Raw genomic sequence first — 12893 nt, forward strand, 5'->3', positions numbered from 1 at the left:
GCCGCATGGGCGCGGAGGCGGAGGGCACCACGGGTTCGGGTCTCGACCGGCTGGCGTCGGTCAACCTCAACCTGCTGGTGCCCCTCCTCGCGCTGCTGGAGGAGCGTTCGGTGACCCGGGCCGCGGAGCGGGTCGGCCTGTCACAGCCGGCGATGAGCCACGCCCTGACGAGGATGCGGCGGATGCTGGGGGACGAGCTCGTCGTCCGGCACGGGACGGGCGTCACGCTGACCCCGCGCGCGCTGGAACTGCTCGGACCGCTGCGCACCGCCCTGCGGCAGACGGCACGCGTGGTGAACTTCCCCTCCTTCGATCCCGCCACGGACCGGCGGGTCATCACGGTCGCCCTGACCAACAGCACCGCGTTCGTCATCGGCCCCCGGCTGATGCGGCTGGTCGCCGAGCACGCCCCGCACGCCACCCTGCGGCTGCGCACCATCGCCGTGCCGACCGAGGCGACCTTCTCGGACCAGGGCGTCGACGTGGTGCTGATCTCCGAGGGGCACTTCTCGCCCCACCCGCGCGAGCGGCTGTACGACGACCGCTGTGTGGTGGTGGCCTCGGCGGAGGCGCCGCCGGAGGCGAGCGCGCTCGACCTGCTGACCACCCAGCCGCACGTCGTCGTGGACACCGAACGGCGGGTGTTCCCCTATGCGGTGCTGGAGGACAAGGGCATCCCCTACCGGGTCGGCCAGTTCAGTTCCGACTACCTGCTGGTGCCGTTCCTGGTCGCGCGCGGGGGCGGCGTCGCGCTGCTGCGCCACCGGGTCGCCGTCACGATGCGCACGCTCGCCGAACTGCGGATCGAGGAGTTCCCCTTCCCGCTTCCCGGGCTCGGCATCGACATGGTGTGGAATCCCCGGCTGAGCGACCAGTTCTTCGTGGAGTGGCTGCGGACCCTGCTGTTCGACGCGGCGAAGCCCCTGTGACCCCGGGCGGGATCAGTTCAGCAGGCGTACCCAGCTGGCGGCGAGCTCGTCGAGCATCTGGTCGCGCGTGAGCTTCCAGTCGGAACGGTCCCAGTGCTGGGAGACGAAGTCGAGTTCGGCGATCGCGAGGACGCCCCGGAAGTGACGCTGATGAGGTGCGAGGCGTCCGGCCACGGCCAAGCCGTCCTCGACGTCGCTGATGGCCTCCTCCAGCCAGCGCTCGACCAGGTCGGGGAGGTCCGGGTCGACGACCGAGGCGTCGCGGCCGACGCGGATGATCGGGCGGATGGCCGGCCAGATCTCGGCGGTGCGCCGCAGCCAGGCCATGATCGCCTCCGGCGTCCCCTCCGCGACGGTGTCGACGAGGTCCCGGGCGGTGGAGCCGTGCTCGGGGGACCGGACACGCTGCAGCGCCTCGTTGAGCTGCTCGTCGATGAGCGCCTTCATCAGTTCGCTGCGGGAGGGGAAGTACGCGTAGAAGGTCACGCGTGTGGTGCCCGCGGCGGTCGCGATGTCGTCGACCGTGGTGGCGGCGTAGCCCTTCGTCTTGAACAGCTCGAGTCCCGACTCCAGCAGCAGACGGCGGGTCATCTGCTTCTGTGCCTCACGAAGGTTCGCCATGCCGGAGATCCTATGCCGTCCCGGCATGGCGAACGCAACGCACCGGACTGTGAGCCGACGCCACAAACGCAGTCCTTACGTGACGTAAAGCATCAGGGGTGCAGCTCGACCGCGAGCCGCTCCCTCAGTTCCGCCACCGTGACGCCGTACGTCTCCAGCACCCGGACGCCGTCCGGACCGACGGCGAAGACGCCGTGATCGGTGTAGACGCGGTGGACGCAGCCGGGCCCGGTGAGCGGGTACGTGCACGCGGGAACGAGCTTGGGGGCGCCGTCCCGGGTGAACAGCTTCATCATCACCAGGACCTGCCGGGCCCCCACGGCGAGGTCCATCGCGCCGCCCACGGCGGGAATGGCGTCGGGGTCGCCGGTGTGCCAGTTGGCCAGGTCGCCGTGCTGGGAGACCTGGAACGCCCCGAGCACGCACACGTCGAGGTGACCGCCGCGCATCATGGCGAAGGAGTCGGCGTGGTGGAAGTACGCCGCCCCGGGCAGCTCGGTGACCGGCACCTTGCCCGCGTTGGTGAGGTCGGGGTCGACCTCGTCACCGGTCGCGGCCGGGCCCATGCCGAGCATCCCGTTCTCGGTGTGCAGCACGATGCCCGCGTCCGGCGCCAGGTGCTCGGCGATCCGGGTCGGCTGCCCGATGCCGAGGTTGACGTAGGAACCGGCCGGGATGTCGCGGGCGATGCGCGCGGCGAGTTCGTCGGTGGTGAGCGGGCCGCGGTCCGCCCGCTCCGAGGTGGTGGTCATCAGCGGGCTCCTTGCACGGTCAGCCGGCGGGCCTCGGCGCGTACCAGTCGGTCGACGTAGATGCCCGGGGTGATCACGGTCTCCGGGTCGATCTCCCCGACGGGCACGATCTCGGTGACCTGGGCGACGACCGTGGCCGCGGCGGTGGCCATGACGGGGCCGAAGTTCCGGGCGGTTTTGCGGTAGACGAGGTTGCCCAGGGTGTCCGCGCGGTGTGCGGAGATCAGCGCCACGTCACCCTTGATCGGGTACTCCAGGACGTGGACGCGGCCGCCGATCTCCCGCGTCTCCTTGCCCTCGGCCAGGGGGGTGCCGACACCGACGGGGCTGTAGAAGGCGCCGATGCCCGCCCCGGCGGCCCGCATCCGCTCGGCGAGGGTGCCCTGCGGCACGACCTCGAGGTCGACGCGCCCCGCGCGGTACAGGTCGTCGAAGACGTAGGAGTCGCTCTGCCGGGGGAAGGAGCAGATCACCTTGCGCACCCGGCCCGCCTTCAGCAGCGCCGCCAGGCCCACGTCACCGTTGCCGGCGTTGTTGGACACCACGGTCAGATCCGTGGCGCCCTGCCGGATGAGCGCGTCGATGATGTCGAACGGCATGCCCGCCAGGCCGAATCCGCCCACCAGGACGGTGGAGCCGTCCTCGACGCCCGCCACGGCCTCGTCGGTCGTGGCGGCGATGGTCGTGGTCATCCCCGGCTCACCTCGTCGGTCACGTTCTCCAGCACCACGGCGAGGGCCTGGCCCACGCCGATGCAGATGGCCGCCACACCCCAGCGCTGCCGCCGCTCGCGCAGCACCTCGGCCAGGGTGCCCAGCAGCCGGCCGCCCGAGGCGCCCAGCGGGTGCCCGAGCGCGATCGCACCGCCGCGGGTGTTGACGATGTCGGGGTCGATGCCCCAGGCGTCCACGCAGGCGAGGGACTGCACGGCGAACGCCTCGTTCAGCTCGACCGCGCCGACGTCGTCCCAGCCGATGCCCGCGCGGCGCAGCGCCTTCTCGGCCGCCTCCACGGGGGCGAAGCCGAACGCCTGCGGCTCGACCGCGTGCACACCGCGCCCGGCGATCCGCGCGGCGGGCGCGAGGCCGATCCGGTCGGCCGCCGCCCCGGTGCCCAGCAGCACGGCCGAGGCGCCGTCGCTCAGCGGGGAGGCGTTGCCGGCCGTGATCGTCCCGTCGGGCCGGAACGACGGCTTCAGGGCCGCCAGCTTCCCGGGGTCGGTACCGGGGCGGATGCCCTCGTCGCGGGCGAGGTCCCGCACGGGCAGGACCAGGCCGTCGTAGAAGCCGTCGTCCCAGGCGGCGTCGGCGAGCCGGTGGGAACGCGCGGCGAACGCGTCCTGCCGTTCCCGGGAGATCGAGAACCTCTCCCGGAGGAGCTCGTTGCTCTCCCCCAGCGAGACCGTCCACTCCTTCGGCATGGCGGGGTTGACCAGCCGCCAGCCGAGGGTGGTGGAGACGGCCGTGACGTCGCGGGCCGGGAAGGCCCGGTCCGGCTTGGGCAGCACCCACGGCGCGCGGGTCATGGACTCGACCCCGCCGGCGACGACGATGTCCGCGTCGCCGGTCTCCAGGGTGCGCGAGGCGATGATCGCCGCGTCGAGGCTGGAACCGCACAGCCGGTTGACGGTGGTGGCGGGCACGCTCACCGGCAGCCCGGCCAGCAGCGCGGCCATCCGGCCGACGTTGCGGTTGTCCTCACCGGCGCCGTTGGCGTTGCCCCACACCACGTCGCCGATCGCGGCGCGGTCCAGGGCGGGCGCCTTGTCCAGCAGCCCGGTCAGCGCGGTGGCGGCGAGATCGTCGGGGCGCACCCCGGCGAGGGCGCCGTTGAACCGTCCGAACGGGGTGCGGGCCGCCGCGTAGAGGTAGGCCTCGCTCATGCCGCCTCACCCGCGGGCAGGGGTTCCCCGACGGGCACCGAGTCCAGGGGGATCGGCGTGAACATCTCCGGCTCCTGGTCGGGAGTCAGCGCGGTCGGGCCGTACAGCCAGTCCGTGAAGGTGTAGTCGTAGGTGTCGCGGGCGCGCAGCAGCACGTTGCGCCGCTCCCGGTCGACACCGTCGAGGTGCCACAGCTCGCCCCACTTGCGGGAGGTGGTCAGTACTCGGCGGCAGTGCTCCGGGCGGACGGCCTCGTAGGCGGCGAGCGCGGTGCTCCAGTCGACCGTGCCGTCCTCGGCGCGGTTGCGGGCCACGTGCTCGCCCAGCACCCAGCCGTCCTCGATGGCCATGATCGCGCCCTGGGCGATGTACTGCAGCGGCGGGTGCGCGGAGTCGCCGAGCAGCGCGATCCGGCCGTGGACCCACGTCATGATCGGGTCGCGGTCGAACATCCGCCACCACTTCTCCCGCCACATGAAGGGCAGGCCGTCCCGGACGAACTCGCTGGTCCGGGCGAAGGCCGCGTCGAGCTCGTCGGGGGTTCCCCAGTCGTCCTGTCCGGCCAGTGCCTTGGGCGACTCGAAGACGGCGACCTGGTTGAGCATGGCGCCGCCGCGCAGTCCGTAGTGGACGAAGTGGCAGCCGGGGCCGATGTGGACGACCACCTCGCTGAGGTCGACGGACTTCACCCGCGGCTGGTCGGCGGGAACGGTGCCGCGGTAGGCGACGTAGGCCGAGGAGACAGGCCGGTCGTCGACGAACAGCTTGCGGGCGGCCGAGTGCAGGCCGTCGGCGGCGATGACCATGCCGGCCTCGTGCGTCTCGCCGGCGGCGGTGGTCACGCGGGCGCCGCCGTCGGTGTTCTCGTACGAGGTGACGTGCGCGTCGTTGATCAGTTCGACGCCGGCGCGTTCGCAGGCGCGCAGCAGCAGGCCGTGCAGGTCGCTGCGGTGGATGACCAGGTACGGGTAGCCGTAGCGCTTCTCGAGGTCGCGCAGGTCGAGCCGGGTCAGTTCGTCGCCGTCGACGGCGTCGCGCATGACCATCGCGTCCGGGACGACGCCGAGGCTCTTGGCCTCGTCCAGCAGGCCGTAGTCGTCGAGGATGCGGGTGCAGTTGGGGGCGAGCTGGATGCCGGCGCCGACCTCGCCGAAGGCGGGGGCGCTCTCCAGCAGGCGGACGCGTCGGTCCTGGCGGGTCAGCGAGAACGCCACACCGAGGCCGCCGATGCCGCCACCGACCACGATCACATCAGGGTTGGACATGGGACTCACTTCTCTACAGCCACGGGCCGAGCTCGGGAGCGTCGGCGAGCGAGTGGGGACGGCCGGCCAGCCATGCGGCGACCTCGGGGAGCGGGCCGTCGGGGAGTTCGGCCAGTTCCCGTCTGGCGCCGATCTCGGCGACCAGGGCGGTCAGGAAGCCCTTCGGGAGGTCGGCGAAGGTGACGACCGCGCTGCCGAGGTCGGCGGCGTGGACGCAGACCTCGCGGGCACGCATCCAGGGCAGTTCGGTGGCGGGGACGGTACGGCCCTGAACGGTGACGACCTCGTGCCGCCACTGCTCGTCGGTGAGCCCGTCGAGTCCCGCCGCGAGCTTGTTCGCGGAGTCGGTGAGCCAGGAGCGGAGCTCGCCGGCGGAGAGGGTGGGGCCCTTGGCGATGCCGGCGGCGCGCTCCTCGGCGGAGGCGTACATCGGCGTCTCCTCGCCGGTGGCCGCCCAGTGCACCAGGTTGCACAGCGCGTCGGCGTTGGCGGCGACGTGCGCCACCAGGTGCTTGCGGGACCAGCCCGGCAGCACGCTCGGGGCCGTGAAGGCGTCCTCGTCGAAGCCCGCGACGGCGTCGAGCATCAGCTCGGTGCCGGTGCGGGCCCACGCGCGCGCCTCGGCGAGCGTCCGTGGGGCGGTCATCCCTCGACCACCTTGTTGGCGCAGGCGCCCAGACCGGAGATCTCGGTGACCACGTGCTGGCCGGGGAGCAGGAACACCTTGGGGTCGCGGGCGTTGCCCACGCCGGCCGGGGTGCCGGTGGCGATGATGTCGCCCGGCTTCAGGGTGATGACGGTGGAGATGTACTGCACCAGGAAGACCGGGTCGAACAGCAGCGTGCCGGTGTCGTCCTGCTGCATGACCTCGCCGTCGACGACCGTCCTGACCTCGAGCGCGGGGCGGACGCCGCCGACCTCGTCGGGGGTCACGACGTAGGGGCCGACCGGGGTGGTGGCCTCCCAGATCTTGCCCTGGGTCCACTCGATGGTGCGGAACTGCCAGTCGCGCACCGAGATGTCGTTCATGACGGTGAAGCCGGCGATGGCGTCGGCGGCCTGCTGCTCGTCGGCGCGGCGCACCGCCTTGCCGATCACGACGGCCAGCTCGACCTCCCAGTCGAACGCCTCGGTCTCGGCCGGCTTGACGATGTCGTCGTTGGCGCCCAGCAGGGTCTCGGCGAACTTCGGGAAGAGGGTCGGGTAGCTGGGCAGGTCCCGGCCCATCTCCTTGATGTGGTTGGTGTAGTTGTGGCCGACGCAGACGACCTTGGAGGGGTTCGGGACGACCGGGGCGAAGTCCGCGCCGTCGACCGGGTAGGTGGTGCCGGAGGCGGCGGCGGCCTTGTCCTGCCAGTCCGCCTCGGCGAACAGCGCGCCCAGGTCGGCGTGTCCGAGGTCGACGAGGCTGTCGCCGTCGAGGCGGACCGCGCGGGTGCCGTCGGCGGTGCGGATGGTGGCGAGCTTCATGTCAGGCGTCCTTCTGGGTGCGGTCGAGCTTGAGCGCCTCGAAGACGGGCGCGTCGGAGAAGCGGAACAGGTCGAGGGCGCCCTCGTCGGAGTCGGTGGCGCCGGCCTCGGACCGGGCGGAGAACGGCTCCCAGGAGGGGACGACGAACAGGTCGCCGCGGGTCACCGTCCAGGACCTGTCGCCGACGGTGACGACGCCGGAACCGTCGAACACCTGGTAGACGGACGAACCGGTCTCGCGCACCGGGGCGGTCTCGGCGCCGCGGGCGACGCGGTGGAACTCGGCGCGGATGGTGGGAAGCACGTCGGAGCCGTCGTGCGGGTTGGCGTAGCGCACCGCGGCGTGGCCGGGCTCGACGGTGCCGTCGAAGCCCTCCTTCTCCAGCAGCAGCTGGTCGCGCAGGGCGGCGTTGGTGTACTCCCACTTGTACGACAGCAGCGGGCTGCCCGGGGTGGCGGGCGCGGCCGACAGCGGGCGCAGGCCCGGGTGGCCCCACAGGCGCTCGGAGCGCGACCGCTCGGGGGTGGTCCGCTCGGCGTCGCTGATCTCGTCGCGGCCGAACTCGAAGAACTGTGCCTCGGTGACGTACTGGAAGGGGATGTCCAGGCCGTCGATCCAGGCCATGGGCTCGGAGGTGGCGTTGTGGTGGGCGTGCCAGTTCCAGCCCGCCTGCGGGAGGAAGTCACCGCGGTTCATCGGGACCGGGTCGCCGCCGACGACCGTCCACACGCCCGAGCCCTCGACGACGAAGCGGAAGGCGTGCTGGGTGTGACGGTGCTCGGGGGCGTCCTCACCGGGCATGAGGTACTGGATGGCCGCCCACAGGGTCGGGGTGGCGAAGGGGCGGCCGCCGAGGGAGGGGTTGGCCAGCGCGATGGCGCGGCGCTCGCCGCCCCGGCCGACCGGGACCAGGCCGCCGGCCCGGTCGGCCAGTTCCCGCAGTTTCTCCCAGCGCCACAGGTGCGGCACGGCACGGGAGCGCGGGTGGGCCGGCATCAGGTCGCCGATCTCGGTCCACAGCGGGACGAGCAGTTCCTGCTCGAAGCCCCGGTACAGCTCTTCGAGCGCCGGGGTGACCTCGGGTTGCCCCTCCGCGGCGACAGCCTGGAGACGGACCGGGGAACCCGTAGCGATGTCTTGGGCGAAAGAGGACTGAGTCACAGCACTCACCCTGCATCGTGTCTCTCTGGAGAACATGTAGATTCTGGAGAGCAGAATCCGGAGGCTCCCGACATGGACAAACCGCTCAAGACACCGCCGCCCTATCCCATCGCCAGCGTCGACCACGCGCTGCGCGCGGCGACCATCCTGCAGATGGAGGGTGGCGCGACCGTGTCCGAGATGGCCGAGCGGCTGGGCGTCGCCCGGTCGACCGCCCACCGGCTCCTGGCGATGCTCGTGTACCGGGATTTCGCGGTGCAGGGGGAGGACCGGGTCTACCGGGCGGGTCCGGTGCTGGAGCTCGCCGCGCACTCCCAGTCCCTGGTGTCGCGGCTGCGCGCCGCCGCCCTGCCGCATCTGCGCCGGGTCGTCGACCTGCTGGACGAGACCACGAACCTGATCGTGCGCACCGGGGACACGGCCCGCTTCATCGCCAGTGTCGAGTCCCGGCAGGCCCTGCGGGTCGGCTCCCGGGAGGGCATGGTCTTCCCCGCCCACCGCACGACGGCGGGCCTGCTGCTGCTCGCCGGGCTGTCCGAGGAGGAGCTGGACGAGGTGTACGCACCCGAGCGCTACCGGGACCGCCCGGGGGACCGGCCCGACCTGGCGCGGCTGCGGAGCGAGCTGGCGCGGTTGCGCCGCAACGGGTTCGCCGTCAACCAGGAGCGGTCGGAGCGCGGTCTCGTCGCCGTGGGGGTACCGGTTCGCGACCGGGACGGCACGGCACTCGCCGGCCTGTCGGTGTCCATGCCCGGCGCGCGCTACGACCCGCACCGTCTTCAGCCCCTGGTGGCCACCCTGGACACGGCGGCGCGCGCCCTGGAGGCGGACCTGGCCGGGGAGGACTGAGCGCGCCCCCGCCAGCGATTTCGTCTTACATGTCGGTTGCTCACCTTAAGTTGTGCAGATTTCATTGACGTGACGTAAAGCGAAGTGCCATTCTCCACGGCACCACGCCGGACTCGCGTCGTGCCCCCTCCCCCACCGCGTACGCAGAGCCGAGCTTTGACGCTCTCAGGGTGCCCGTTTGCGGGTCACCCGCTTTCCCAGCCAGGGAGAAACAGCAATGACGCTCAACAACGGGGCGAGGACGTCCCAGGGCCCGACCGCGGGGGCCGCCCGGACGCCGGGCTATGCGGGAACGCTGGCCGCCGCCTGCGGCGCGGTCTTCGTGGCCCAGGTCGCGAACGCGCTGCCGGCCTCGCTGAACGGTCTCCTCCAGCAGGACCTGAACACCCACGGTTCCCAGCTCACCTGGATCACCGCGGCGTTCATGATCGCGGTGGTCTGTTTCGAGTTCACCTTCGGTGTGCTCGGTGACCTCTTCGGCCGGCGCAGGCTCGTCGTGGCCGGCACGGCCCTGGTCGCCGCGGGCAGCACGGTGGCCGCGCTCGCCCCCTCCGTCCAGGTGCTGTGGATCGGTGCCGCCCTCAACGGCCTGGGCGCCGGTGCCATGTTCCCCGGCTCCCTCACGGCGATCACCGCCGTCACCCGCAACACCCGGGAACGGGCCCACGCGGTGGCGCTCTGGAGCGGCTTCCTGTCCGCGGGTGCCGCCGTGTCGCCGCTGCTCGGCGGCATGTTCGCCAAGGTCGGTTCGTGGCGCGGTTCCTTCTGGGTGCTGGTGGGGCTCGCCCTGGTCAGCATGGTGGTGACGGCGCTGCTGGCCACCGAGTCGAAGGCGCCCGAGGGCCGCAAGCTCGACGTCCCGGGCCAGATCACCTTCGCCGTCGGCCTCATCCTGGTCCTCTACGGCGCCGTCGAGGGCCCCGAGTCCGGCTGGACCACGCTGCCCGTGATGCTCGCCTTCGGAGTCGGCGCGTGCTTCCTCGCCGCGTTCGTCCTGGTGGAGCTGGGCGCACCGTCCCCGATCTTCGACCTGAAGCTGTTCCGCAACCGGGCCTTCACCGTGTCGTCGGTCGTCGCGGTGATCGGCATGCTCGCCTTCCTCGGCGCCTGCTTCTCCACCAGCATGTGGCTGGGTCCGGTGCAGCACCAGGACCCGATCCGGGTCGCCATCCCCTTCCTGCTGCTCCAGGGGCCCGCCTTCCTGCTGATCCCGGTCGTCTCGCGCCTGCTGCACCGGGTCGCCGCGACCTGGCTGCTGACCTCCGGGTTCGTCCTGATGGCGATCGGCTGTCTGCTGTTCGCCCGGATGGACGTCACCGACACCGGACTCGGCGCCTTCGTCGCTCCGTCCCTGCTGATCGGCATCGGCTTCGCCCTGACCGTCAGCTCCGTGACGGCCGTGGCGCTGAACAGCGTCCCGCGGCACCTGGCCGGCATGGCGAGCGCGACCACCAACATGCTGCGCGACCTCGGTTTCGCGCTCGGTCCGGTCGTCGTCAGCGCCGTCGCCCTCAGCGGTGCCGGCTCGGCGTTCATGGCGAACCTGCCCGGCGCGGGCCTGAACGGCGGTCAGACGGCGGCTGCCCGCGAGATCGCCTCCGCCGGCGGTCCGATCGCCGTGAACAGCCTGCCGCCCGGCACCCCGGGCTCGGAGGCGCACGGTGTCGCCCTGGAGGCACTGGGCAGCGGCTTCAGCACCGCGTACCTGGTGTGCGCCGTGGCGGCCGCCGTCGCCGCCGCCCTGACCGCGTTCGGCATGATCGGTCTGCGCGGTTCGGGCAGTGTCGAGGACGAGGAGTCCGACGCCGCGTCGTCCGCCCACGACGGCACGGCGCCGGACCCGGTCCCCGCGCGCTAGGGCAGGACCGGCGGATCACGTCGGAGGAAGGCGACGGCGCCTCGCGCCCCCGCGTCTCCGGCAGGATCCGCCGGACAGGCTCCTGACCGGGCGGTTCTCTACGGATGTTGCGGTGGCGCACCGCGTTCCCGTGGTCCCGCAGCCGGATCGCTCCGGCCGCGGGACCTTCCGGCGCTCCGCCCCCGGTCGGGCCGTCGATCGCGACGTCGTCGTGGATCTTCCGGCCGTTCCACACCACGGTGACGCGAGCGTCGGAGGTCTTGACGCCCTCGGCGTCACAGCGCGGCGCGGAAGACGATGTCGTACACCCGTCTGCCGTGTGTTCCGGTTCCGTGGCAGCCGCGCGCTAGGGGGCTGAGGGCAGGCGGTAGACCGAGACGTGGGAGGGCGAATCGGCGGTGAAGGGGGCCTCGTTCCAGTCGGCGTGCCTGGACTCCAGGTGGAAGCCCGCCAGTTGGGCCATCAGGTCGAGTTCGGACGGCCAGATGTAGCGGTGAGGGCTGCGGTACAGCCGGGCCTGTTCGGTCTCGTCGAACCGGAAGTGGTGTGAGACGACGTGCTGACGGAGGACGTCGTACGTGTCCAGGCCGATGCGGCCGGGAGCCGATTGCCAGACCGTGGCCCGGCGGCCCGGAGGCAGCGTGCGCAGTTCGGGCACCCACAGCTCGATGACGAACCGCCCGCCGGGTTCGAGGTGGCGGGCGGCGTTGCGGAAGCACTCGACCTGCTCGGCCTGGGTGAGCAGGTTGGAGATGGTGTTGTAGACGAGGTAGACGAGGGTGTACTCACCGGGGGCGGTGGTGGTCGCCATGTCACCGATGACCACCGGGATCGCCGATTCCCCGGCCTTGGCGCGCAGCCGCTCCACCATGGGGCGTGACGAGTCGATGCCCGTCACGGGCACTCCCCGGCCGGCGAGCGGAACGGCCACCCGGCCCGTGCCGATGGCGAACTCCAGGGCCGCGCCGCCCCCGGCGAGCCGGGCCAGCCGATCCACGGCCGGCTCCAGCACCTCGGGCGCGAACATGCCGGTGCCGGGCGTGTCGTAGCGCCCGGCGGCATCGGCGTTCCAGATCTTCTCCCGGTCCATCGGGCCAACGCTCCCCGCCGGGCGGGGGCGTTGTCCAATGGTTTACGTCAGGGCTTGCGGGCGAGGCCGCCGTGCTCGGCGATGGTCACCGGCGCGGGCGAGGTGGTGTCCGGACGCCAGAGCTGGACCGAGACGACGCCGGGATCGACGAGTTCCAGCCCGTCGAAGAACGTCGTGATCTCCTCGACGGTGCGCAGGTTGTAGGGGACGGCGCCGCTCTTGTTGTACCCGTCCTGGGCCTGTTCGAAGTCCGGGTCGATGCCGCGCGAGCCGTCGTTGATCGAGAGGTAGCTGCCGGACGGGAGCGCGGCCATCAGCCGGGTGACGATGGAACGGGCCTGGCCGTAGTCCGCGATGTGTCCGAGGATGTTGCTGAGGATGAGGGCGGTGGGACGCGTGAAGTCCAGTGTCTGCCCCGCGGCCTCCAGGATGCGGTCGGGATCCAGGACGTTCGCGTCGACGTACGCCGTCGCCCCTTCCGGAGTGGAGTAGAGCAGCGCGCGGGCGTGCGCCAGCACCATCGGGTCGTTGTCGACGTAGACGATCCGGGAGTCCGGTGCGATCCGCTGGGCGACCTGATGGGTGTTGTCGGCCGTGGGCAGCCCGGTGCCGATGTCCAGGAACTGGCGTATGCCCTGCTCGGCGGCCAGATAGGTGATGTTGCGCTGCAGGAAGCCCCGGCTGCTGCGGGCGATGGTGACGATGCCGGGGAAGACGGCGGTGTAGGCGTCACCGGCTTCCTCGTCGACGGGATAGTTGTCCTTCCCTCCCAGCCAGTAGTTCCAGATGCGGGCCGAGTGCGGCACCGAGGTGTCGATCTTCTGTTGCGCTGATCCGGGCGCCGCGGCAGGGTCGGTCATGAGTACCGTCCGTAGTCGTTCGTGGGCTGTTCTGGCCAACGCACAATCTACGTTCCCACAGCTCGTCGGCGCAGGCTTGTCCGACAGGACGCCCGGCCGACTTCGCGGGGACCGGCCGGCGCGGGTGGCCCCGGCCGGCGGGTCCGGCGTCCCGG

13 protein-coding genes and 1 pseudogene are annotated in these 12893 nt (G+C 71.9%); 3 read left to right on the plus strand and 11 right to left on the minus strand.

Translation table 11 applies throughout. The features are described 5' to 3' along the window. The first annotated feature begins 5 nt into the window (after positions 1-5). On the plus strand, positions 6-929 hold the full coding sequence (locus IE172_RS22690) for a LysR family transcriptional regulator (RefSeq protein WP_190099134.1): 924 nt from the start codon (positions 6-8) through the stop codon (positions 927-929). A 12-nt stretch (positions 930-941) separates the two neighbouring features. On the opposite strand, the gene IE172_RS22695 is transcribed toward IE172_RS22690, so the two are convergent. The 8 genes from IE172_RS22695 to IE172_RS22730 all read right to left on the minus strand — a co-directional run bounded on the left by IE172_RS22695 (position 942) and on the right by IE172_RS22730 (position 8081). After that, positions 942-1550: a TetR/AcrR family transcriptional regulator gene (locus IE172_RS22695; protein WP_190099135.1), complete on the minus strand. Its 609-nt coding sequence runs from the start codon at positions 1548-1550 to the stop codon at positions 942-944. 92 nt (positions 1551-1642) lie between these two features. Next, a complete protein-coding gene (locus tag IE172_RS22700) occupies positions 1643-2302 on the minus strand; it encodes a 3-oxoacid CoA-transferase subunit B (protein WP_190099136.1) in 660 nt (219 codons plus the stop codon). Further along, complete coding sequence (locus tag IE172_RS22705) at positions 2302-2994, minus strand: 3-oxoacid CoA-transferase subunit A (protein ID WP_190099137.1); 693 nt, start codon at positions 2992-2994, stop codon at positions 2302-2304. The genes IE172_RS22700 and IE172_RS22705 overlap by 1 nt, the downstream gene beginning before the upstream one ends. Next, on the minus strand, positions 2991-4184 hold the full coding sequence (locus IE172_RS22710) for a thiolase family protein (RefSeq protein WP_190099138.1): 1194 nt from the start codon (positions 4182-4184) through the stop codon (positions 2991-2993). The genes IE172_RS22705 and IE172_RS22710 overlap by 4 nt, the downstream gene beginning before the upstream one ends. Further along, the gene (locus IE172_RS22715) at positions 4181-5434 is read right to left on the minus strand and encodes an FAD-dependent oxidoreductase (RefSeq protein WP_229886305.1); all 1254 of its coding nucleotides are present in this window, start codon (positions 5432-5434) and stop codon (positions 4181-4183) included. The genes IE172_RS22710 and IE172_RS22715 overlap by 4 nt, the downstream gene beginning before the upstream one ends. Before the next feature lie 28 nt (positions 5435-5462). Then, on the minus strand, positions 5463-6095 hold the full coding sequence (locus IE172_RS22720) for a maleylpyruvate isomerase N-terminal domain-containing protein (RefSeq protein ID WP_190099140.1): 633 nt from the start codon (positions 6093-6095) through the stop codon (positions 5463-5465). Then, positions 6092-6919 carry a fumarylacetoacetate hydrolase family protein gene (locus IE172_RS22725; RefSeq protein ID WP_190099141.1) on the minus strand — a complete coding sequence of 276 codons (828 nt, stop codon included), beginning with the start codon at positions 6917-6919 and terminating at the stop codon, positions 6092-6094. The genes IE172_RS22720 and IE172_RS22725 overlap by 4 nt, the downstream gene beginning before the upstream one ends. A gap of 1 nt (position 6920) precedes the next feature. Beyond that, entirely contained in the window at positions 6921-8081 is a 1161-nt protein-coding gene (locus tag IE172_RS22730) for a cupin domain-containing protein (protein ID WP_190099142.1), read from the minus strand. Between the two features lie 72 nt (positions 8082-8153). Here IE172_RS22730 and IE172_RS22735 point away from each other — a divergent pair, with 72 nt between their 5' ends. Both IE172_RS22735 and IE172_RS22740 read left to right on the plus strand, forming a co-directional pair. Then, positions 8154-8930 (plus strand): IclR family transcriptional regulator, encoded by a 777-nt coding sequence (locus IE172_RS22735; RefSeq protein WP_190099143.1) that lies wholly within the window; start codon positions 8154-8156, stop codon positions 8928-8930. Between the two features lie 217 nt (positions 8931-9147). After that, on the plus strand, positions 9148-10788 hold the full coding sequence (locus IE172_RS22740; RefSeq protein ID WP_229886278.1) for an MFS transporter: 1641 nt from the start codon (positions 9148-9150) through the stop codon (positions 10786-10788). Positions 10789-10879: 91 nt separating this feature from the next. On the opposite strand, the pseudogene IE172_RS34655 reads toward IE172_RS22740, so the two are convergent. The 3 genes and pseudogenes from IE172_RS34655 to IE172_RS22750 all read right to left on the minus strand — a co-directional run. Further along, a pseudogene (locus tag IE172_RS34655) lies at positions 10880-11099 on the minus strand (3-keto-alpha-glucoside-1,2-lyase-like domain-containing protein); the annotation flags it as partial. Positions 11100-11134: 35 nt separating this feature from the next. Further along, entirely contained in the window at positions 11135-11878 is a 744-nt protein-coding gene (locus IE172_RS22745; RefSeq protein ID WP_190099144.1) for a class I SAM-dependent DNA methyltransferase, read from the minus strand. 47 nt (positions 11879-11925) lie between these two features. Beyond that, entirely contained in the window at positions 11926-12738 is an 813-nt protein-coding gene (locus tag IE172_RS22750; protein WP_190099145.1) for an SAM-dependent methyltransferase, read from the minus strand. Between the last annotated feature and the right edge of the window lie 155 nt (positions 12739-12893).

Source organism: Streptomyces griseoflavus (genome assembly GCF_014649995.1).
Taxonomy (GTDB): Bacteria; Actinomycetota; Actinomycetes; order Streptomycetales; family Streptomycetaceae; genus Streptomyces; species Streptomyces griseoflavus.

Bases quoted from the DNA above. Each gene is read 5' to 3' on its own strand.
- IE172_RS22725 (WP_190099141.1), bottom strand. From the start codon at position 6,919: ATGAAGCTCGCCACCATCCGCACCGCCGACGGCACCCGCGCGGTCCGC.
- IE172_RS22705 (WP_190099137.1), bottom strand. From the start codon at position 2,994: ATGACCACGACCATCGCCGCCACGACCGACGAGGCCGTGGCGGGCGTC.
- IE172_RS22700 (WP_190099136.1), bottom strand. From the start codon at position 2,302: ATGACCACCACCTCGGAGCGGGCGGACCGCGGCCCGCTCACCACCGAC.
- IE172_RS22695 (WP_190099135.1), bottom strand. From the start codon at position 1,550: ATGGCGAACCTTCGTGAGGCACAGAAGCAGATGACCCGCCGTCTGCTG.
- IE172_RS22740 (WP_229886278.1), top strand. From the start codon at position 9,148: ATGACGCTCAACAACGGGGCGAGGACGTCCCAGGGCCCGACCGCGGGG.
- IE172_RS22750 (WP_190099145.1), bottom strand. From the start codon at position 12,738: ATGACCGACCCTGCCGCGGCGCCCGGATCAGCGCAACAGAAGATCGAC.
- IE172_RS22710 (WP_190099138.1), bottom strand. From the start codon at position 4,184: ATGAGCGAGGCCTACCTCTACGCGGCGGCCCGCACCCCGTTCGGACGG.
- IE172_RS22690 (WP_190099134.1), top strand. From the start codon at position 6: ATGGGCGCGGAGGCGGAGGGCACCACGGGTTCGGGTCTCGACCGGCTG.
- IE172_RS22720 (WP_190099140.1), bottom strand. From the start codon at position 6,095: ATGACCGCCCCACGGACGCTCGCCGAGGCGCGCGCGTGGGCCCGCACC.
- IE172_RS22735 (WP_190099143.1), top strand. From the start codon at position 8,154: ATGGACAAACCGCTCAAGACACCGCCGCCCTATCCCATCGCCAGCGTC.
- IE172_RS22745 (WP_190099144.1), bottom strand. From the start codon at position 11,878: ATGGACCGGGAGAAGATCTGGAACGCCGATGCCGCCGGGCGCTACGAC.